Below are 20,604 nucleotides of genomic sequence, written 5' to 3'. Positions count from 1 at the left end.
GAGGAAGTGCTGTGTCCAGGTCACGTCTCCGGGGCAGGATTCCCCGGCTGATCGCTCTCGGTGCGCTGCTGGCCGTGACGGCGGTGGTGGTCCCGTACGCCGGCCCCGGCAACCCGTCGTCGGCCCAGGCCGCACCGGCAACCTTCACCCACCCGGGGGTGCTGGTCAGCCGCCCGCAGCTCGACTTCATCCGGTCCCGGGTCAACGCCGGCACGCAACCCTGGCGGGGTGCCTTCGACCAGATGATGGCGAGCAACTTCGCCTCGCTGTCGCGTACCCCGAAACCACGGGCGGTCGTCGAGTGCGGGTCGTACTCGAACCCCAACAACGGCTGCACCGACGAGCGACAGGACGCGCTCGCCGCCTACACCCTCGCGCTGGCCTGGTACGTCACCCAGGACAGCCGGTACGCCGAGAAGGCCATTCAGATCATGGACGCCTGGTCGGCGGTGATCCGGGACCACACCAACAGCAACGCGCCGCTGCAGACCGCGTGGGCCGGGTCGAGTTGGCCCCGGGCGGCCGAGATCATCCGGTACACGTACGGCGGCTGGTCCTCGACCGGCGTCAGCCGGTTCGCCACGATGCTCCGGGACGTCTACCTGCCGGAGATCGTCAACGGCAACCTGACCAGCAACGGCAACTGGGAACTGAGCATGATGGAGGCGACCCTCGGCATCTCCGTCTTCCTCGAGGACCGGGGCGTCTACGACCGGGCGCTGGCCAGGTTTCGCGACCGGCTGCCCGCCTTCCTCTACCTGACCACCGACGGCGCCTACCCCCGGGGTCCGGTCGGCAGTCACATCGACACCCGGGCCGAGGTGGTGTCGTACTGGCACGGACAGTCGACGTTCGTCGACGGGCTGTCCCAGGAAACCTGCCGGGACTTCACCCACACCGGGTACGGCATCTCGGCGATCTCCCACGTCGCGGAGACGCTCCGGCACCAGGGGCAGGACATCTATCCCGAGATCCAGGACCGGCTCCGGCACGCGCTTGGCTTCCACTCGCGTTACCAACTGGGTGACCCGGTGCCGTCCTCGCTCTGCGGCGGCACGCTCAACCTCGGGCTGGGCCCGGTCACCGAGGTCGCGTTCAACGCGCTGAACTTCCGGCGCGGTGTGCCGATGACCCGTAGCCAGCAACTCACCGAGCAGCAGCGTCCGGCCGGTACCAACTATCTCTTCGTCGCCTGGGAGACGCTGACCCACGCCAGCAACCCGTACTGAGTCCGATCATCGTCGGCCGGGGGCGCCTGCCCAGCGGGCATCACCCCCCGGCCGTCGTGTGCCGGTCGGCGGCCGGGGTCTCCCCGGCCCGGCGGTCCGGATGTCGAGGTCCGCGCCGGCTCGCTAGCACATCTGGCCATGATCAGGGCGTTGTCCACAGTGGGGTAGGTTGTCCACAGCGGTGCATGCTCGGCCGGCAGGCGGGTTGGTGCCGGGTCTAGCTTCGGCGGGTGTCCGACGACGAGACGATCGTGCGAGAGCGCCTGGACCGGCTCTTCGGCGCCGACGAGAGGCGCGGAGGCGGGGCGCCGGCCACGTCCGGGGTCCGCCCGCGACGGCCGACGGCCGACCCGTGGCAGTACGCCGGATCCGGTTCGCCACCCCCGGGCAGGGCCGGCGGTGACGGGCATGGGTTCCCCACCGGCCTTCCCGCCGCCGTGGGGGAGGCCGGCGGCACCGCCGGTGGGGAGCTGGACGGGACCACCCGTCGGAGCGTCGACCAGGATGGTCCGTCGGCCGACCCGGGGGTCGATCCGGGAGCCGAGCGGGGAAACGACGCCAGGCGGCGCGAGGCGGCCGGGGCCGGCGAGGACGCAGAACCGGACGGCACCGGACCGCGACGGCTGACCGGATCGGACGGCACCGGATCGCGACGGCTGACCGGGCCGGGCGCGTTCGATCCGGGACGGCGTGGCGTCCGGGCACTTGCCGTGGTGGCCACCGTGGTGGTGCTCGTCGCGGCGGGCTGGGCCTGGCTGTCCCGTCCACACAGCGAACCGGTACCGGACGCACCGACCGCCGCGGCACCCCTCGTATCCGGATCGCTCGACTCCGGTGTCGGCCCGAGCCCCGCCGAGCTGGTCGTCGCGGTGGCCGGCAGGGTTCGTCGGCCAGGACTGGTACGACTGCCCGCCGGAGCGCGGGTCGCGGACGCCCTCGCCGCCGCGGGCGGGGCGCAACCCGGGGTCGACATGGCGTCGCTCAACCTGGCCCGCAAGGTGGCCGACGGTGAGCTGATCCTGGTCGGTGTCACACCGCCACCCGGGGCGGCCGGACCGGCCGGGGACGGATCGTCCTCGGCCACCGGGATCGGTCCCGCCGAAAAGGTGAACCTCAACACCGCCACCGCCGCGCAACTCGATGCTCTGCCCGGAGTGGGGCCGGTGCTCGCCCAACGCATCGTCGACCACCGTGAGCGCAGCGGTGGCTTCCGAGCGGTGGGTGACCTGCGCCAGGTGACCGGCATCGGCGACGCCCGGTACGAGGACCTGAAGGACCTGGTGACGGTGTGACCGGGCAGACCAGGGGCCAGAACGGGCAGACGTGGACCGACCGTCCGGCCCCGGCCCCGCCCAGTCGGTTCGCGTCGCTCGGCCCGGCGGCGGCCCGCCGGTCGGCCTGGTCCAGCCGACGGGCACTGCCCACCGGGTCTGCCCCGTCCGGCCCGGCGGACGGGGCAGACCCCGACAGTGGCAGTCGCCAGAGCTCGGACCTGCGTCTGGCCGGGCTTGCCGTGGGTGCCTGGCTCTCCGCGTTGGCCTGCCTGCGGTCGACCGCCGGCATGGCGATGCTGGTCGCGGCGCTCGCGGTGGCGATCGCGCTGGTGCTCGGACATCGACTGATCCGTCGACCGGTTCCGGTGCTGGAGCGGCACGGTTGGATCGTGGTCACGGTGCTGCTCGGGGTGCTCTGCGGCAGCGCCGCCACCGCCGCCCGACTCGGCGTACGCGACGCCGCGTCGCTGCGCGAACTGGCCGACGCGCGAACCCGGGTCACCGTCGAACTGGTGGTCCGGGACGACCCCCGGACTCTGGCCGCCCCGGCCGGTCGACCGACGACGTACCTGCTCTCGGCCCGACTCGGCTGGCTGGAGCGGCCGGTCGGGGGTCGGCTGCGCCTGCCGGCGCGGATCCTGGTGCTGGCCGCCGATCCCCATTGGCGGCACCTGCTGCCCGGACAGCGGCTGACCGCCACCGGACGCCTCGGGACGCCACGCGGCGGAGACCTCACCGCGGCCGTGCTGACGGTGACCACCCCACCCCAGCTGCGTGGGAGGTCATCCTGGGGCCAGCGGTTGGCAGGCACCCTGCGGGCCGGTCTGCAGCGGGCCTGCGCGCCGCTGCCGGCCGAGCCGGGCGGGCTGCTTCCCGGGCTGGTGGTGGGTGACACGAGCCGCCTGGAACCGGTGGTCGAACACCACTTCCAGACCACCGGAATGACCCATTTGACTGCTGTGTCAGGTTCCAATGTCGCGATTGTCATCGGTGCCGTGCTGTTGCTGACCCGGTGGGCCCGGGCCGGGCCCTGGCTCGCCGCGCTCTGCTGCGGGGCGGCACTGGTCGGTTTTGTCATCCTGGCCCGGCCGTCGCCGAGCGTCGTACGGGCCGCGACCATGGGGGCGATCGGCCTGATCGGACTGGCCACCGGTCGACCCCGGGCGGCTCTCCCGGCCTTGGCCGGCGCGGTGACGGTGCTGGTCGTCGTTGATCCGGAACTGGCCGGCGACGCCGGGTTCGCGCTCTCCGTACTGGCCACCGGTGGCCTGCTGCTGCTCGCCCCGCGCTGGCGGGACGGACTGCGTCGCCGGGGCGTGCCGCCCGGGCTGGCCGAGGCGTTGGCGATCCCGGCCGCCGCGCAACTCGCCTGCGCCCCGGTGATCGCCGGGCTCTCCGGAACGGTCAGCTTGGTGGCCGTACCGGCGAACCTCCTGGCGGTTCCGGCTGTCGCACCGGCCACCGTGCTCGGCGTGACCGCCGCGGTGCTCTCCCCGTTCTGGCCGACCGGCGCCGAGATCCTGGCCTGGCTCGGGCACTGGCCGGCCTGGTGGCTGGTCCTGGTGGCCCGGTACGGCGCGCAGGTGCCCGCCGGCACACTGCCCTGGCTGGACGGGGCAGCCGGTGGGCTGCTGCTCGCGGCGCTGACACTCGCCCTGCTGGTCGCGGTCCGTCGCCCGCTGGTCCGCCGACTCGTCGCCGTGGTCACCGCCGCCGTGGTCGTCGGGACATTGCCGGTACGGCTGATCGCGACCGGTTGGCCGCCGCCGGGCTGGGTGGTGGTGGCCTGCGCGGTGGGTCAGGGCGACACCCTGGTCCTGCCGGTCGGCCCGGGCCGGGCGGTGGTGGTGGACGCCGGCCCGGACCCCAATCCGGTCGACCGGTGCCTGCGCCGGCTCCGGATCCGGACGGTGCCGCTACTGGTCGTCAGCCACTTCCACGCCGATCACGTGGGTGGTCTGGACGGCGTTCTCCGGGGTCGGGCGGTCGGCGGGATCGCCGTTCCGCCGTGGCCGGAACCGGTCGAGGCACGGGCCGCCGTGCACCGGGCCGCCACCCTGCGGAACGTGCCGGTGGGGGAGATCGGTGCCGGCTGGACCTATCTCGGTGGTGCCGTGGCGCTGACCGGGCTCGCTCCGGTTCATCCGATCCGGGGCACCCGCTCGGATCCGAACAACAACTCCGTGGTGCTGCGTGCCGAGGTTGCCGGTGTTCAGGTACTACTCACCGGGGACGCGGAGACCGAGGAGCAGCGGGCACTGCTGGACCGGGCACCGGTCGGATCGCTGCGCGCCGACGTGCTGAAGGTGCCGCACCACGGATCGGCGTACCAGGAGTGGTCCTTCCTGGAGGCGGTGGACCCGGCGGTGGCGCTGGTACCGGTGGGCACCGACAACGGTTACGGGCACCCCAACCCCGGCCTGCTGGATCGGCTGACCCGGTCCGGGGTCCGGGTGCTCCGCACCGACCGGGACGGTGACCTGGCGGTGGTACGTACCGACGGCGGGCGGCTTGCGGTGGCGGTACGCGGACTGCCGCCGGGCGAGGACAACGGGCGATGACCCGGCGGCCGGGACGGAGACGAGCGACGGCAGGACCACGAGAAATGCCTGAGTTAAGATAAATGTCTGGATTTGCGCTAAGTGCGGGGTCAGCCGTAGCTACCCGGATGACCAGGCCCGACCGGCCGGCACCGCGTGCGACGATGACCACGTGACGTCCACGAACCTCGCTCCTGTCCTCCTGGTCCTCGGCGACGAGGAGTTGCTCGTGACCAGGGCGGTGGCCGGTGCCGTCGAGGCGGCCCGGGCCGCCGATCCCGGTGTCGACGTACACGACCACGAGGCCGGGGCACTGAACCCGGGAGAGATCGCCGAACTGCTCGGTCCGTCCCTGTTCGGCGGTCGCCGTGTGCTGATCGTCCGAGCTGGACAGGACGCCCGCAAGGACCTGGTGACCGAACTGCTGGCGTACGCGAAGCACCCCGACCCCGAGGTGCACCTGGTGGTGACGCACGCCGGCGGGGCGAAGGGCAAGGCGTTCGCCGACGGACTGCGGGCGGCGGGCGCGGAGGTCGTACCGGCGGCGAAACTGAAGGGACACCGCGAGCGGGTGGGATTTGTCCGCGACGAGGTACGCCGTGGCGGTGGCCGGTGCACCGAGGAGGCGGCCGAGGCGCTGATCGCGGCGGTCGGCAACGACCTGCGGGAACTCGCCTCCGCCTGTTCCCAACTGCTTGCCGACACCGACGGCCGGATCGGGGCCGACACGGTCGCGCGGTACTACCGGGGTCGGGCCGAGGTGAGCGGCTTCACCGTCGCCGACGCCGCCATGGCTGGAGACGTACCGGGGGCGCTGGAGGCACTGCGCTGGGCACTGCACGTCGGGGTCGATCCGGTCCCGATCGCCGACGCGATCGCCGACGGGGTACGTACGGTGGCCCGGGTCAGCTCGGCGGGTCGGGGTAACCCGTACCAGCTGGCAAGCAGCCTCGGCATGCCCGCCTGGAAGATCGAGAAGGCCCAGCGGGTGGGGCGCGGCTGGACCCCCGAGGGGATCGCCGACGCGATGTACGCCGCGGCCGAGTGCAACGCCGCGGTCAAGGGTGGCGCCGAGGACCGGGGCTACGCCCTGGAACGGGCGGTGGTCGCCGTCGCGACCGCGCGCGGGGTGAGCGGCCGACGATGACCTGGGCGATGGCGCTGTCGGCCGAGGAGGAGGAGCGGTTACGGCCGCTGTACTCCCGTGTGCTCCGGCTGCGTCACGTCGATCCGGGCGGGGTGCTGTGCTTCCTCTACTTCGAGGGCATGGTGTCGCTCGGTCTGCTGCTCGCCCTGGCCGAGCTGGTGAACTGGTGGGCAGTGTTCCTGCTGCCGGTCTCCGTCGCGGCGATGGTGAAGGCCAACGATCTCGTGGCCGCGGCGGTGGCCCGGACCGCCGCCCGGGTGCCCGCCCAGGAACGCCAGCGGTTCCGCCGTGAGTTGCAGCCGGCGGTCGGACGGGCCCGGGTACCCGGCGCGCTGCTGACGGACCCCGGGTCGGAACCGCCGACCGACGCCCTGACCGGAGTCGCCGCATCCGGCGCGGTGACGGTGCCCGGCACGGCCACGGGCACGGTTCCCGGCGGTGCGCTTTCTGCCGGTGCGCTCTTTTGCTTCGCCCCCGGGATACGGGACGTCGGTGGGCGCCTGATCGCCCGGCTCGTCCCGGCCGGACGTCCGCTGAGCATGACCTCGATGGTCCGGGCCCGGCTGGAATCCGGTGCCCGGCCCCGGCCGGAGTCCGACTGGGAGCCCCGCCCTGATCTGGATCTCATGGAACGCCTCCGGGCCGGCGTGCCGGGCCTGTCACCACTCATGGTGACCGGCCCGTCCGCGGCTGTCCCACCGGCCAGCCGGGTCGCCCCGGACCAGACGGGCGGCGTCGCATGGTCGGGCCGGGACCCACGGGCGCCCTGGTTCCCACCAACCGAGCCGTCGAGCCGGCAGCAGACCGGGGCTTCCGGATCAGCAGCCGCTGGGTGCCGCCGCAACGACCGGCTGGTCGAACGGCCGACCCGACGGTGGTTGGTCCGGCTGGATCCGATGGACAGTAGCCGCCAGCGGGCCCGGCAGTCCGCCCGACGCCGCTACGAGTGACACCGGGGCCTGCCGAACGGACCGGCTGTCGGCGGCTACGAGTGACATGACATGGAGCCATGACGAGTGGGGCCGTCGCCGTACCGGATTTCAGCGCCGGGACGCGGCCGGGCACAGCACGGTGGCCCCGAGCCGACCGGCTCGGGGCCACCGTGCAGAAATCTGCGGAGCGCGTCAGGCGGAGAGCGACTGCAGACGCTTGGCGATCGCCGACTTGCGGTTCGCCGCCTGGTTCTGGTGGATCACGCCCTTGCTGACCGCCTTGTCAAGCTTGCGCGAGGCGTCCCGCATCAGCTCGGTGGCCTTGGCGCTGTCGCCACTCTCGGTCGCCTCGTGGAACTTGCGAATGGCGGTCTTCAGCGACGACTTGACCGACTTGTTACGCAACCGGCGCTTCTCGTTCTGCCGGTTGCGCTTGATCTGGGACTTGATGTTCGCCACGCGACAGCCTCGTCCTGGTAGCTAGCTCAGCCTGGTAGCTAGGGTTTCCGTTTGCCTGATTACGCGCGGGCGACGACCACGTCACATGCGGGACCCGCGTCACGTGTTGAGAAGCACGTGACATGCGGGAAGGCACGTCACACTGCGGCCGTGTCGGCACGCGCGAAATCCCACGTTACCAGGTGCCCACGTCCAAGGCCAAAATGACCGGGCGGTCACTGCCAGCCCTGGCGGGCGGCGAGCCACGACAGTGCCGTCTCGCCACTCCACTGCTGGTGTCCACGGATGTGCGGGGAAGCGGTGCTCGGCCCGGCCGCCGCCCGGACGAGCCAGTAGCCGGCGAGTGCGGCCAGCGCCGCGTCCAGGCCGTCGTCCGGTGCGTCGCGGGCCGCCGGATGGGCAGCGAACAGGTCGTCGGCCGGCAGCCCGCTGGCGTACGCGGTGACCAGCAGGCCGGCCAGGTCGAACCAGGCCGGCCCGAAACACAGCCAGGTCCAGTCGCAGATCCAGCTCGCACCGGCGGCGTCGATCAGCACGTTGTCGACCCGGAGATCGCAGTGGATCATCGCCGTGGTCTCGGCGTACCCGGGTAGCCGGGCCTCCAGGGCGGCGAGGTCGGGCAACCGGTGCCGGGCCACGGCCGGCGGGTTCGGCAGCGTTTCGCGGCCGGTGGCCAGTTCGCCCCACCAGGCGAGGTCGGCGCGGGCCAGGTCGGCGAGGCGGGGCGCGCCGAGAGCGGCGAGTTCGGCCGGTGGCTCCCGCAGCGCCTCGGCGACCGTCGCGTACGCCACGAGGGTCGCCTCGAGATCGGTCCGGGACCAGGGCAGTGCCGGCATCCGTCCGTCGATGGCGTCCAGGCAGACCACGTAGTAGCCGGCGGCGGTCAACGTCCAGCGGGGCCGGGCGACGGGCAGCCCGGCCGGCAGTGCGGCGGTGATCGCGACCTCCCGGGCGTACCAGTCACTCAGATGACGCTGGTCGACCAGGGAGGCGGCCTTGACGAAGACCCGGTCCCCGGCCACGGTCTGCAGCACGCCCGCGAAGCCCCGGGTGAATCCGCCGCCGGCGGTACCGGCCCAGCTGACCCGGGAACCCAGCCGGGCACTGATCGCCGCCCGGAGTTCGGCAGGAAGATCAGCCCAGCCGGGTCGTACGGCGGTCGTGTCGTACGGTCGCGGGGGCACCGAGATGACTGCCATGGCGCCAAGTCTGCCCTGGTCCGGTCGACGTACCCGGAACCCCCGAGCCGGACCGGTCGTGTCGCGCCGGGCGGGTCATCCTGCGGGAGCCTGGGTGGTCACCCTGCGGGCCGGGACGGTCACGGTGAGGGTCCGGGTGCGGGGCAGGCCGGGGTACGCCGGGACGATCCGACGGGCTCGACCGGGTGTCCCGGGACGGCATGGGAACATAGAGGGCCCGACAGTTGTCAGCCCAGCAGAACGGATCGCCGTGCCACCGACGCCCGACTCCGGCGCGAACCTCCCTGGTGCCACCGAACCTGGCCGCATCAGGAACTTCTGCATCATCGCCCACATCGACCACGGCAAGTCGACGTTGGCCGACCGGATGCTGCAGCTCACCGGTGTGGTCGAGGAGCGGCAGATGCGTGCCCAGTACCTCGACCGGATGGACATCGAGCGGGAACGCGGCATCACGATCAAGAGCCAGGCGGTCCGGATGCCGTGGACCGTACGCGAGGGCGAGCGGCAGGGCGAGCAGGCCGTGCTCAACATGATCGACACCCCGGGCCACGTGGACTTCACCTACGAGGTGTCCCGCTCGTTGGCCGCCTGCGAGGGTGCGATCCTGCTGGTCGACGCGGCGCAGGGGATCGAGGCCCAGACGCTGGCCAACCTCTACCTCGCGCTCGAGAACGACCTGCACATCATTCCGGTGCTCAACAAGATCGACCTGCCGGCTGCCCAGCCCGACAAGTACGCCGAGGAGTTGGCGCACCTGATCGGTGGCGATCCGGCCGACTGCATCCGGGTCTCCGGCAAGACCGGCGAGGGGGTGCCGTACCTGCTCGACGAGATCGTCCGGCAGTTCACCCCGCCGACCGGGGACGCCGCCGCACCGGCCCGGGCGATGATCTTCGACTCGGTCTACGACGTGTACCGCGGCGTGGTGACGTACGTCCGGGTGATCGACGGTCGGATCGAGGCTCGCGACAAGATCAAGATGATGTCCACCGGCGCGGTGCACGAGTTGCTGGAGATCGGTGTGATCTCCCCGGAGATGGTCAAGGCCGGCGCGCTCGGGGTCGGCGAGGTCGGCTACCTGATCACCGGGGTGAAGGACGTCCGGCAGTCCCGGGTCGGTGACACCATCACCATCAACGCCCGACCGGCGGCCGAGGCGCTCGGTGGTTACAAGGACCCGAAGCCGATGGTCTACTCCGGGCTCTACCCGATCGACGGCTCGGACTACCCGGCGCTGCGGGACGCGCTCGACAAGCTGAAGCTGAACGACGCCGCGCTGAGCTACGAGCCGGAGACCTCCGCCGCGCTCGGTTTCGGCTTCCGCTGCGGCTTCCTCGGCCTGCTCCACCTGGAGATCATCGGCGAGCGGCTGGAGCGGGAGTTCGGGCTCGACCTGATCTCGACCGCCCCGAACGTCGTCTACCAGGTACGGATGGAGGACGGCACCGACGTCACCGTGACCAACCCGAGCGAGTACCCGACCGGCAAGATCGCCGAGGTGTACGAGCCGGTGGTCCGGGCGACCGTACTCACCCCGAACGACTACGTCGGCGCGGTGATGGAACTGTGCCAGGGACGGCGCGGGTCGCTGCAGGGCATGGACTACCTCTCCGCCGACCGGGTCGAGCTGCGCTACACACTGCCCCTGGCCGAGATCATTTTCGACTTCTTCGACCAGCTCAAGAGCCGTACCAAGGGCTACGCCTCGCTCGACTACGAGCCCTCCGGCGAGCAGCAGTCCGACCTGGTCAAGGTGGACATCCTGCTCAACGGGGAGCCGGTCGACGCGTTCAGCGCCATCGTGCACAAGGACAAGGCGTACAACTACGGTGTCACGATCGCGGCGAAGCTGCAGAAGCTGATTCCCCGGCAGCAGTTCGAGGTGCCGATCCAGGCCGCGATCGGCAACCGGGTGATCGCCCGGGAGACCATCCGGGCGATCCGCAAGGACGTGCTCGCGAAGTGCTACGGCGGCGACATCACCCGGAAGCGCAAGCTGCTGGAGAAGCAGAAGGAAGGCAAGAAGCGGATGAAGATGGTGGGCCGGGTCGAGGTGCCGCAGGAGGCCTTCATCGCCGCGCTCTCCACCGGCGACTCCGGTGACGGCGGCGGCAAGGCCGGCGGCAAGAAGTGACCCCTCGGGGGTACGGCCCCAGCGCCGCCTTCTGCCCCCGGTGCGCCACCCCGCTGCCCGGTCCCGCCCCGACCGCCTGCACCCGCTGCGGTTACCAACTCTTCGTCAACGCCCGACCCACCGCCGGACTGGTCATCCTCGACCGTCCGGCAGGCGTACCAGGTCCGGGCCGGGCTGCGGCGTCGCCGGGGTCCGTGGCGGAGCCGGACGGTCCCCGGTTCCTCGCGTTGCGGCGGGCGGCGGAGCCGATGGCCGGCCGGTGGGAGCTACCGGGCGGATTCTGCGACGGCGGGGAGCACCCGGCCGACGCGGCGGTCCGGGAGGGCCGCGAAGAGCTGGGCGTCGACCTGACGCTTGGTGACTACCTCGGCATGTACGTCGGGAGCTACGAGTTCCAGGACGAGGTGCTCCCGGTCCTCGACATCTTCTTCCTGGCCACACTGGGTGACCAGGTGATCGCCCTCAATCGGGCCGAGGCCACCGAGGCGACGTGGTTTCCCCTGCTCGCGCCGCCCCCGTTGGCCTTCGCCACGATGGATGCGGCTGTTCGGGACGCCGTGCGACGTCTGTGCCGCTAGGCCGGTTTGAGTTTTTGCGCCTTCGGGAACCTTGCAGTCATCACAACACCGTGTGACCGCATCCGAAGGAGGACGGCCGTGGAACTCACCGTCTGGGGCATCATCACCGCGCTCATCATCGGTCTCATCGTCGGCGCGCTCGGTCGGCTGGTCGTACCCGGCCGTCAGGACATGCCGATCTGGCTGACCATGCTCATCGGTGTGGGCGCCGCGCTGCTCGGTACCGTGATCGCGCGAGCCGCCGGCATCGCGACCGAGACCGCCGGCATCGACTGGATGGAGCTGCTGGTCCAGGTCGCCCTGGCCGCGATCGCGGTGGCCCTGGTGGCCGGTGTCGGCCGACGCCGCCGGATCAGTCGGTACTGATCGACACCCCCTGCGGATTCGGGGCGCTGGCCTGATTGGCCGGCGCCCCGCGCCGTTGCGGCGGCCGCCGGACGCCGTACGGCACCGGCCCCGCCGACCGGACGGTCGGCGGGGCCGGTTGAGCTGTTCGTCGGGCGACGGGTCAGCGGAGCCAGGGGATGCTGCGGTCCAGCAGGCCGCGCTCCTTGAGCTCCTTACGCAGCGGGATCTCGTCGTCGACGTAGCCGTCCCAGTTGATGCCCCAGTAGTTGGCGGTGTGGGTACCCTCGCCGAGCAGCTGGCGCTGTACCGGCGTGCGGTTCTGGTACCACGGCCCGTTCTTGTCTGGGTGCAGCTCGTCCAGCGGCCGGATCCACCGGTAGGTGTAGCCGACGAAGAGCATCTTCCGGGTGATGGTGGAGAGGTTCGTCGACCGGGAGTGCCACTGCCGCCGGTCGAAGATGAACGCGTCACCGGGGTTGGCGGTGATCTCCACCGTGCCCTCCGGGTCCGGGTTGTGCACGGTGAGGTCCGCCGGGCGGGGCAGCGAGTTCCACAGGTGGCTGCCCGGGATGACCTTGGTGGCGCCCCGGCCCTTCTCCGAGAGGTCGGAGAGGACGTACGCGACCTTGAGCGAGAACATCGGCCGCGGCAGGTTCGGGTCCATCGTCTCCGGGTCGGAGTTCTGCCGGTACCCGTCCTGGTGCCAGCCCCAGTAGGGCTTCTCCGGCTCGAGCGCCGGCGGCGTGACGTCCAGGTGGTTGTGGTGCGTGTAGATGTTCCAGCCCGCCAGGCCCCACATGTACGGGAACGCGATCGGGTGGGTGAGCAGTTCGCCGAAGAGCTCGTCCCGCTCGAGGAAGCCCAGCAGGTGCAGGGTGCCGTCCTTGGTCGTCCGGCCGGCCGCCTTCTCCTCCGCGTAGACCCGGTCGACCGCCTCTTCCAGGGCGGCGCGGTGGTCCTCGGTCAGGACGTTGCGGAGCAGCAGGAAGCCCTGCTCGTGGAACTCCTTGCGGTCCGTGTCACTGATCGGCTCGTATCCCGTCCGGCCGCCGTAGTCGAACACCGCGTCCATCCCCTCCCCTGAGGTGAAACTCGTTCTGAGCACACAGGCTGCCGATCGTAACGCGGTACGCAAGACCCGCAGCGCTGTGCGGGACCCGGGCATCGGCGAGTGTCGGTGGACTTCGTACCGGTGGCACGGACAGAAATGGCGATCTGACAGAAAGTCGCTACTGCGCTGATCTTTTGCGAAGAAACCCGGGTTATGCCCGTTTGTGCAATCACTGCGGGTTATCGGATGCAGTGTTTTACGGCGGCTGGACGTCGCAACCGGCCGGGTGGGAGCCGTCCGCGAAGGAGCCGGAGGGCGCCTGTCCGGTGGGGCGCCACTCAGTCCGTGAAGACCTCGGCGACGACCTGGTCGGCGGTCGCGGCGCCCTGGACCGGCGACCACCTGCCCTCGTCGGCGGTCCACTGCAGGTCGCCGAAACGAACCCGTTTCACCCCGTGGTCCCCGGCGTGCGACACCAGCCAGTGCGCGTAGCGCCAGCCTGCCTGCACGCTGGAGGTGGGCACCGCCAGACCGGTCAGCTCGGCCGGGGAGACCGTGTCCAGCCGACCCCAGTCGAGGGTCAGGCCGGCGCTCAGCGCCGCCGCCGCGGCCGAGCCCCGGATCACCGGGTCGCGGCTGACCGTGCAGGCCACCGCGCCGGTGGCGTTGCCGAGCAGGGCCCGGGTCAGCACCTCCGACTCGTCGGCCCACTGCTGGTACGCCCGGGGAAAGGCGGACCGCTGCACCTTCTGGGCCGCGTCGGTGATCTCCATCTGCTCCCAGCCGCGTACCTTGCGCAGGGCGTCGTAGAACTTGGTGGCCGCGTACCGAGGGTCCCGGATCCGTTCCGGTGTGCCCCAACCCTGACTCGGCCGCTGCTGGAACAGGCCGACCGAGTCCCGGTCGCCGCCGGCCAGATTGCGCAGGCGCGACTCCTGGAAGGCGGTCGCCAACGCCACCACCACGGCCCGTTCCGGCATCTTCCGTCGGATCCCCACCGCCGCGATGGTCGCCGCGTTCGCCATCTGCTCGGCGTTGAGGCTGACCCGACCGTCGGCCTCGACGACACAGCCGCTCGCCGGGCGGGGCAGCGGCAGCTTGTGCCCGAACTCGCGGGCTCCCAGGTAGATGCCGAAGCTAGCGACCGTCGCAAGGGCCACTCCCGCCGCCACCACCGCCCGAGTCCGCACCGCCACCCCCTGATCGATAGTGGGCACAGCCTACGATGACCGCCCAGCCTCCCGGCAGTGCCGGCGTGGAATGTGCCGGGCCGTACCGGTTGTCGCTTTCCGGCCCGCCGGCCCGCCGGCCCGCCGGCCCGCCGGCCCGCCGGCCCGCCGGCCCGCCGGCCCGCCGGCCCGCCGGCCCGCCGGCCCGCCGGCCCGCCGGCCCGCCGGCCGTCGGTCGTCGGTCGTCGGGTCGGCTCCCGGTTACCCGTCGGGCGGGTCAGATCTCGGGTACCCACCGGGCGGGCCGCTTCTCCCGGAACGCCGCGACACCTTCCCGCCCGTCCGCGGAGTGGAAGTACCGCACCGACAGGTCACGCAGCTCGGCCAGTTCGGCCCGGAGGTCGGCGGCCGGTGGGCGACGCAGCAGTTCCTTCGCCCCGGCCAGCGCGGCGGGCGCGCCGCGTACCAGCGCCAGACAGTAGGAGGCCACCGCCTCGTCCAGCGCCTCGGCGGGGGTCACCGTGGTGACCAGGCCGATCTCGGCCGCCCGGCGCCCGTCGAAGACGTCGCCGGTCAGGTACAGCTCCGCCGCCGCCCGGGGCTGCAGCCGGGGCAGTACGGTCGCCGAGATCACCGCCGGGATCACCCCGAGGCGTACCTCGGTGAAGGCGAAGGTGGCCTCCGGTACGCAGATCGCGATGTCCGCCGCCGCGATCAGTCCGAGACCACCGGCCCGGGCCGGCCCGCCGATCCGGGCCACCACCGGCTTCGGGCACTCCCGGATCGCGGCGAGCACGTCACCGAGTTTCGCCACCGGCACGGTGCCGTTCTCGTACGCGGCCGCGGTCTCCTTCAGGTCCGCGCCGGAGCTGAAGACCGGCCCGGTGTGGGACAGCACGACCACCCGTACGGCGTCGTCGGCGACCGCCGTGGCCAGCGCGTCGAGCAACTGGGTCAGCAACGGGGTGGAGAGCGCGTTCCGGTTGCCCGGGCTGTCCAGGGTGAGAGTCGTCACTCCGTGGGCGGTCGAGACCCGGACGAGCGGTTCGGGGGCTGAGGTCATGCCGGCACACTAGTCGTATGCCCGGAACCCTCCCAGAAGGCGAACCCGTACCCGTCGACGGCTCGCTGCCCGACACCGCCCGGACGGAGGTGGGCAGGCGTGGCTTCGGGGTCTACGTGCACGTCCCGTTCTGCGCCAGCCGCTGCGGCTACTGCGACTTCAACACGTACACCGCCAGCGAGCTGGGCGGCGGCGCCGGCCGGGACGGCTACGCCGACCAGGTGCTCGCCGAGTTGACGCTGGCCGGCCGGGTGCTCGGTGACAGCCCGCCGCCCCGGGTCGACACGGTTTTTGTGGGCGGGGGTACTCCGACCCTGCTCCCCACCGACGACCTCGCCCGGATCCTGGACGGCATCGACCGGCTGTGGGGGCTGGCCGGCGACGTGGAGGTCACCACCGAGGCGAATCCGGAGTCGGTGACCCGCGAGTCGTTGAAGGCGCTGCGGGCCGCCGGCTACACCCGGATCTCGCTCGGCATGCAGTCGGCGGCCGCGGGGGTGCTGGCGGTGCTGGACCGCCGGCACAGTGCCGGTCGGGCCACCGCCGCCGCCGAGGAGGCCCGGGAGGTCGGCTTCGACCACGTCAACCTCGACCTGATCTACGGGACGCCGGGGGAGAGCGCGGACGACTTCGCCGCCTCGCTCGACGCCGTGGTGGGCGCCGGGGTCGACCACGTGAGCGCGTACGCGCTGATCGTCGAGGACGGGACCCGGCTGGCGGCCCGGATGCGGCGCGGCGAGCTGCCGTACCCGGACGACGACGTGGCCGCGGACCGCTACCTGGCGGCCGAGGCCCGGCTCGGCGCGGCCGGTTTCTCCTGGTACGAGGTCTCGAACTGGGCCACCTCGGCGCAGGCGCGGTGCCGGCACAACCTGCTCTACTGGACCGGCGGCGACTGGTGGGGCCTCGGCCCGGGGGCGCACAGCCACGTCGGCGGGGTCCGCTGGTGGAACGTCAAGCACCCGACGACGTACGCTGCCCGGCTCGGCGCCGGGCAGTCCCCCGGTCAGGGGCGGGAACTGCTCTCGGCCGAGGACCGACGGGTGGAGGACGTGCTGCTGCGGCTCCGGCTCGCCACCGGCCTGCCGCTGGCGGTCCTCGACGGGCCGGGGCGGGCCGGCGCGGCGGAGGCGCTCGCCGGCGGGCTGCTGAGCCGGCCGGCGTACGAGGAGGGTCGGGCGGTGCTGACCCTGCGCGGGCGGCTGCTCGCCGACGCCGTCGTCCGTGACCTGCTGCCCTGACCACCGGTACCAGCGGCATCGCGGGCGACGGCGGTGTCCGACGGCCCGTGCCCGGGGATCGGCGAACGCGTGGTGGCGTCGATGACCCCGGCACGGGCCGTGGCCGGTCCGGCCCGGTCGGGACTGGCTGACTCCGGCCCGGTCGGGGCTACTTGACCATCCGGAAGCTCATCGGATAGCGGTACAGCACACCCTCGTTGGCCTTCATCCCGCCGAGGATCGCGAAGATCACCGCGATGAGCCAGGTGATCAGCGGCAGGAAGAACAGGATGCCCAGGGTGCACATCGAGATGATCACCGCCACGAACGAGGCGATGCCCCAGGTGATCTGGAAGTTGAGCGCCTCCACCGCGTGTGCCCGGACCGTCGGCGACTCGTTCCCCTTGGCCAGCATCGCGACCAGGGGCGCGATGAAGCCCGCGATGATCGCACCGAAGTGCGCGATCAGCGCCCAGGTCTTCTCGTCGCTGGTGGCGTAGCCGGCCGGGGCGGGAGCGCCGTACGGGCCACCCGCCGGGTAGCCGCCGGGCGGCGGGTAACCACCAGGGGGTGGGTAACCGCCGGGCGGCGGGTAGCCGCCAGGGGGCGGGTAGCCACCGGGCGGCGGGTAGGCGCCGCCACCCGAGGTGGGCGGCGGGTAGCCGCCACCCGAGGTGGGCGGCGGGTAGCCGCCACCCGAGGTGGGCGGCGGGTAGCCGCCACCCGAGGTGGGCGGGGGATAGGCGCCGCCACCCGAGGTCGGCGGGGGGTAGCCGCCACCGGAGGTGGGCGGGGGAGTGCCCGGCGCGTCGTACGGATTGTGCGAGCCGTACTCTCCGGGAGGGCGAGGTGGTTCAGTCATGGGGGTCACGGTAGGTGCACCGTCCAAACGGCGCCAGACGCCCCCTGGCGATTGAAACTGGACAATAGTCGACCGTACCGGCTGGCCCGGCCAGGGTAGGGTGTGCCAACAAGCAGGTGGTCCGGGATCGGCAGGCGCGGGAGGCCCGGATCGCGGCGCCCATCCAGACGATCATCGCGTCTCCTGCGCCGTGGTCGTAGACTGGCACTCGATACGGTCGAGTGCCAAGGTGTATCCGTGGCCCGACCGTGTGGTCGCCCCGGTCGTGTCGGCAGCCGGGGCCGGGACGTCGCAGGGAGGTGAGGATGGGTCTCGACGACCGCAAGCTCGACGTGCTGCGCGCGATCGTGGAGGACTACGTCGCCACCCAGGAGCCGGTCGGCAGCAAGGCCCTGGTCGAACGCCACCAGCTCGGGGTGTCTCCAGCCACCGTCCGTAACGACATGGCCGTGCTGGAGGAGGAGGGCTACATCCGGCAGCCGCACACCAGCGCCGGCCGGGTGCCCACCGACCGGGGATACCGGCTCTTCGTCGACCGGCTCTCCCGGGTGAAGCCGCTCACCCCGGCCGAGCGTCGGGCGATCGAGCGTTTCCTGGTCGGCGCGGTCGACCTCGACGACGTGGTGCACCGCACCGTACGGCTGCTCGCCCAGTTGACCCGGCAGGTCGCGGTCGTGCAGTACCCGAGCCTCGCCCGGTCCTCGGTACGCCACCTCGAACTCGTACCCATCTCCACCACCCGCCTGATGCTCGTCATGATCGCCGACACCGGTCGGGTGGAGCAGCGCCTCGTCGAGTTGCCCGCGCCGGCCAGCGCGGACGACGTGATCGACCTGCGGCGCCTGGTCAACGAGCGGCTCGGTGGCAAGCGGCTCGTCGACACCCCGCCCCTGGTCCAGGCACTGGTCGAGGAGGCGCCCCCGGCGCTGCGGTCGGCGATGGCCACCCTCGCCAGCGTCCTGCTCGAGACCCTTGTCGAACGGCACGAGGAACGGATCGCCCTGGCCGGCACCGCCAACCTCGCCCGGGGCGGCCTGCTGGACTTCCAGGGCTCGCTGCGTCCGATCCTGGAGGCGCTGGAGGAGGAGGTCATCCTGCTCAAGCTGATTGGCGAGGTCGAACCGAACACCCTCCAGGTACGCATCGGCGACGAGAACGAGATCGACAACCTGCGGGCCACCTCGGTGGTCAGCACCGGCTACGGGCCAGGGGCCACCATCGTCGGTGGGCTCGGCGTGTTGGGACCGACCAGGATGGACTACCCGGGCACCATCGCCACGGTGCGGGCCGTGGCACGCTACGTCGGCGACGTGCTGGCGCAGAACTGACCCACCCACACCTTGCGCAGAACTGACCACCAAGGCTCAGCTGACGACCGGCGGACGGTAACGCGAGACAGACATGAGGACACGGAACGCAGTGGCCAGGGACTACTACGGGATTCTCGGCGTCAGCCGGGACGCCTCCGACGACGAGATCAAGCGTGCCTACCGCAAGCTGGCGCGGCAGTACCACCCGGATGTGAATCCGGACCCGGAGGCACACGAGAAGTTCAAGGAGATCAACGCCGCGTACGAGGTCCTCTCCGACGACCAGAAGCGGCAGATCGTCGACCTCGGCGGGGACCCGCTCGCGCCGGGCGGCGGCGGAGCCCCCGGACCGGGCGGTGCCGGTGGTCCCTTCGTCGGCTTCCAGGACATCATGGACGCGTTCTTCGGGGCCGCCGGTGGTTCCCGGGGGCCGCGACCGCGTACCCGGCCCGGCGCCGACGCCATCCTCCGGCTGGAACTCGACCTGCACGAGACCGCGTTCGGGGTGGAGGCGCCGATCACCGTCGACACCGCGGTGCTCTGCACGACCTGTTCCGGCGCCGGCACCGCACCCGGCACCCACCTCTCCACCTGTGAGGCGTGCGGTGGGCGCGGCGAGGTCCAGTCGGTGCAGCGGACCTTCCTCGGCCAGGTCGTCTCGTCCCGGCCCTGCACCGTCTGCCAGGGCTACGGCACGATCATCCCGCACGCCTGCCCCACCTGCGCCGGTGACGGCCGGGTCCGGACCCGGCGGTCGCTGACCGTCAAGATCCCGGCCGGGGTCGAGGACGGCATGCGGATCCGGCTCGCCCAGCAGGGTGAGGTCGGCCCCGGTGGCGGCACCGCCGGTGACCTGTACGTCGAGATCCACGAGCGTCCGCACGACGTCTACTCCCGCAAGGGTGACGACCTGCACTGCCGGGTCACCGTGCCGATGACCGCGGCGGCGCTCGGCACCCGGCTGACCATCAAGACGTTGGACAGCGAGGAGCCGGTCGACGTGAAGCCGGGTACCCAGCCCGGGTCGACGCTGCGGCTGCGGGCCCGGGGCGTACCGCACCTGCGCGGCACCGGCCGGGGCGACCTCTACGTGCACCTCGACGTCCGGACGCCGACCAAGCTCGACGCCGACCAGGAACGGATGCTGCGCGAGTTCGCCAAGACCCGGGGCGAGGAGGTCGCCGAGCTCAGCAAGCAGGGCGGCTTCTTCTCCCGGATGCGCGACGCCTTCAACGGCCACGGCTGATCCGACCCGCCGGCTGATCCGGCCGCTGCCGGGGCCGAATCAGCAGCGGCTGGACGCCGGTGGGTTAACCTGCTCGGCGTGAGTGCCCCGTTGTTCCTGGTCGAGTCGCTGCCGTCGGCCGACGTCGTCACGCTGGACGGACCCGAAGGCCACCACGCCGCGACCGTGCAACGGCTGCGGACCGGCGAGGAACTGCTGCTCGCCGACGGGCGGGGCGGCACGGCCACCGCCGTGGTCACCGCCGTCGGCCGGGGCACCCTGACCGCCTCCGTCACCACCCGGCGGTACGTCGACCCGCCCGACCCCCGGCTCGTCGTCGTACAGGGCATTCCCAAGGGGGAGCGGGCCGAACTGGCCGTACAGTCGATGACCGAGGTCGGGGTGGACGAGATCGTCCCCTGGGCGGCGGGCCGCTCGGTCGCCCAGTGGCGGGCCGAACGCGGCGCCCGGGCCCGGGACCGCTGGGTGGCGACGGTCCGGGAGGCGGCCAAGCAGGCACGCCGCTCCTGGCTGCCGGCGGTCGGCGGATCGTCGTCGGTGCCGGCGGCGTCCCTGGCGACGGTGACCCAGCGGTTCGTCGGCGCCACCGCACTCGTCCTGCACGAGGAGGCGGAGCAGCGGCTCGCCACCGTGACGCTGCCGGAGCACGGCGAGATCGTGCTGGTGGTCGGCCCGGAGGGCGGCATCGCCCCGGAGGAGTTGACCACCCTGACCTCGGCCGGCGGGGTGCCGGTCCGGCTCGGCGCCGAGGTGCTGCGGACCTCCACCGCCGGCGTCGCCGCGCTCGCCGTACTCTCCGTCCGGCTCGGCCGCTGGTGACGGGGCGCCGTCCCGGCTGCC

Annotated in this window: 17 protein-coding genes and 1 pseudogene; 12 read left to right on the top strand and 6 right to left on the bottom strand. The window is 72.1% G+C overall.

Going from position 1 to position 20,604, the window contains the following annotated elements; translation table 11 throughout:
- Positions 1–11: 11 nt before the first annotated feature.
- The 5 genes and pseudogenes from ABGB05_RS15765 to ABGB05_RS15745 all read left to right on the top strand — a co-directional run.
- Complete coding sequence (locus tag ABGB05_RS15765; RefSeq protein WP_347654125.1) at positions 12–1,229, top strand: alginate lyase family protein; 1,218 nt, start codon at positions 12–14, stop codon at positions 1,227–1,229.
- A gap of 437 nt (positions 1,230–1,666) precedes the next feature.
- Positions 1,667–2,521: a ComEA family DNA-binding protein gene (locus ABGB05_RS15760; RefSeq protein ID WP_347654155.1), complete on the top strand. Its 855-nt coding sequence runs from the start codon at positions 1,667–1,669 to the stop codon at positions 2,519–2,521.
- 200 nt (positions 2,522–2,721) lie between these two features.
- The gene (locus tag ABGB05_RS15755; protein ID WP_347654154.1) at positions 2,722–5,064 is read left to right on the top strand and encodes a ComEC/Rec2 family competence protein; all 2,343 of its coding nucleotides are present in this window, start codon (positions 2,722–2,724) and stop codon (positions 5,062–5,064) included.
- Between the two features lie 151 nt (positions 5,065–5,215).
- Positions 5,216–6,190, top strand: coding sequence for a DNA polymerase III subunit delta (gene holA / locus ABGB05_RS15750; RefSeq protein ID WP_347654123.1), 975 nt, complete (start codon positions 5,216–5,218; stop codon positions 6,188–6,190).
- Positions 6,187–6,513 (top strand): annotated as a pseudogene (locus ABGB05_RS15745) (hypothetical protein); the annotation flags it as partial. The gene holA and the pseudogene ABGB05_RS15745, both read left to right, overlap by 4 nt.
- Positions 6,514–7,314: 801 nt before the next feature.
- Here the strand turns inward: ABGB05_RS15745 and rpsT are convergent.
- On the bottom strand, positions 7,315–7,581 hold the full coding sequence (gene rpsT / locus ABGB05_RS15740) for a 30S ribosomal protein S20 (protein ID WP_107269985.1): 267 nt from the start codon (positions 7,579–7,581) through the stop codon (positions 7,315–7,317).
- 215 nt (positions 7,582–7,796) lie between these two features.
- Complete coding sequence (locus ABGB05_RS15735; RefSeq protein ID WP_347654121.1) at positions 7,797–8,780, bottom strand: phosphotransferase; 984 nt, start codon at positions 8,778–8,780, stop codon at positions 7,797–7,799.
- A 250-nt stretch (positions 8,781–9,030) separates the two neighbouring features.
- On the opposite strand from ABGB05_RS15735, the gene lepA reads away from it, so the two are divergent.
- The 3 genes from lepA (at position 9,031) to ABGB05_RS15720 (ending at position 11,861) form a co-directional block, all read left to right on the top strand.
- The gene (lepA, locus tag ABGB05_RS15730) at positions 9,031–10,917 is read left to right on the top strand and encodes a translation elongation factor 4 (protein WP_347654119.1); all 1,887 of its coding nucleotides are present in this window, start codon (positions 9,031–9,033) and stop codon (positions 10,915–10,917) included.
- On the top strand, positions 10,914–11,495 hold the full coding sequence (locus tag ABGB05_RS15725; protein ID WP_347654117.1) for an NUDIX domain-containing protein: 582 nt from the start codon (positions 10,914–10,916) through the stop codon (positions 11,493–11,495). Before lepA ends, ABGB05_RS15725 begins: the two co-directional genes overlap by 4 nt.
- A 78-nt stretch (positions 11,496–11,573) precedes the next feature.
- Positions 11,574–11,861, top strand: a complete 288-nt coding sequence (locus ABGB05_RS15720; RefSeq protein ID WP_347654115.1) for a GlsB/YeaQ/YmgE family stress response membrane protein — start codon at positions 11,574–11,576, stop codon at positions 11,859–11,861.
- A gap of 142 nt (positions 11,862–12,003) precedes the next feature.
- Here the strand turns inward: ABGB05_RS15720 and ABGB05_RS15715 are convergent, their stop codons facing one another.
- From ABGB05_RS15715 to ABGB05_RS15705, 3 genes are all read right to left on the bottom strand, one after another.
- Positions 12,004–12,948, bottom strand: coding sequence for a phytanoyl-CoA dioxygenase family protein (locus tag ABGB05_RS15715; RefSeq protein WP_347654113.1), 945 nt, complete (start codon positions 12,946–12,948; stop codon positions 12,004–12,006).
- Between the two features lie 284 nt (positions 12,949–13,232).
- On the bottom strand, positions 13,233–14,090 hold the full coding sequence (locus ABGB05_RS15710; protein WP_347654111.1) for a hypothetical protein: 858 nt from the start codon (positions 14,088–14,090) through the stop codon (positions 13,233–13,235).
- A 250-nt stretch (positions 14,091–14,340) separates the two neighbouring features.
- Positions 14,341–15,126, bottom strand: a complete 786-nt coding sequence (locus tag ABGB05_RS15705) for an enoyl-CoA hydratase-related protein (protein ID WP_347654109.1) — start codon at positions 15,124–15,126, stop codon at positions 14,341–14,343.
- A 17-nt stretch (positions 15,127–15,143) separates the two neighbouring features.
- Here ABGB05_RS15705 and hemW point away from each other — a divergent pair, with 17 nt between their 5' ends.
- Positions 15,144–16,367, top strand: coding sequence for a radical SAM family heme chaperone HemW (gene hemW, locus ABGB05_RS15700; RefSeq protein WP_347654107.1), 1,224 nt, complete (start codon positions 15,144–15,146; stop codon positions 16,365–16,367).
- 148 nt (positions 16,368–16,515) lie between these two features.
- Here hemW and ABGB05_RS15695 read toward each other — a convergent pair whose 3' ends face one another.
- A complete protein-coding gene (locus ABGB05_RS15695; protein WP_347654105.1) occupies positions 16,516–17,208 on the bottom strand; it encodes a DUF4870 domain-containing protein in 693 nt (230 codons plus the stop codon).
- 305 nt (positions 17,209–17,513) lie between these two features.
- Here ABGB05_RS15695 and hrcA point away from each other — a divergent pair, with 305 nt between their 5' ends.
- The 3 genes from hrcA (at position 17,514) to ABGB05_RS15680 (ending at position 20,583) form a co-directional block, all read left to right on the top strand.
- A complete protein-coding gene (gene hrcA / locus ABGB05_RS15690; protein WP_347654103.1) occupies positions 17,514–18,536 on the top strand; it encodes a heat-inducible transcriptional repressor HrcA in 1,023 nt (340 codons plus the stop codon).
- Between the two features lie 91 nt (positions 18,537–18,627).
- Complete coding sequence (gene dnaJ / locus ABGB05_RS15685) at positions 18,628–19,764, top strand: molecular chaperone DnaJ (RefSeq protein ID WP_347654153.1); 1,137 nt, start codon at positions 18,628–18,630, stop codon at positions 19,762–19,764.
- A 78-nt stretch (positions 19,765–19,842) separates the two neighbouring features.
- Complete coding sequence (locus ABGB05_RS15680) at positions 19,843–20,583, top strand: 16S rRNA (uracil(1498)-N(3))-methyltransferase (RefSeq protein WP_347654101.1); 741 nt, start codon at positions 19,843–19,845, stop codon at positions 20,581–20,583.
- Positions 20,584–20,604 lie beyond the last annotated feature (21 nt).

This window comes from Plantactinospora sp. B5E13 (assembly GCF_039871775.1).
In the GTDB taxonomy this organism is placed as follows: domain Bacteria; phylum Actinomycetota; class Actinomycetes; order Mycobacteriales; family Micromonosporaceae; genus Plantactinospora.
This window is presented reverse-complemented; position numbering and strand designations above follow the sequence as displayed.